Source organism: Bacillus sp. SIMBA_005, assembly GCF_046535585.1.
Taxonomy (GTDB): Bacteria; Bacillota; Bacilli; order Bacillales; family Bacillaceae; genus Bacillus; species Bacillus pumilus.
Map to the genome: position 1 here is coordinate 1 of NZ_JAWRWI010001135.1, position 237 is coordinate 237.

The window sequence follows — 237 nt, forward strand, 5'->3', positions numbered from 1 at the left end:
TCTTTTTCGCAAACGTCGCATTTATGGGGCAACGTCTACCCCTTCGTTTATCATTTCGTAATCGATTCGAGGATTTCGAAGCTCGTCGTTCTACTTACCATGTCGTATATGGAGGGTCTTCCGCAATTTACAGTGATCTTTATCGCGCCGTCTCCTTCGAGCATCTCCGCAAACCTTCCCGTTAATAGCGCCTTCTGGTCGTCTGTCAGCCGTTGAACCTGAATGAACAACGCGATC

The 237-nt window shown here is 48.1% G+C and carries 1 protein-coding gene; it reads right to left on the reverse strand.

The features are described from left to right. Positions 1–50: 50 nt before the first annotated feature. A partial coding sequence (locus SB660_RS23660; RefSeq protein ID WP_410585030.1) for a hypothetical protein occupies positions 51–237 on the reverse strand: 187 nt, incomplete at its 5' end.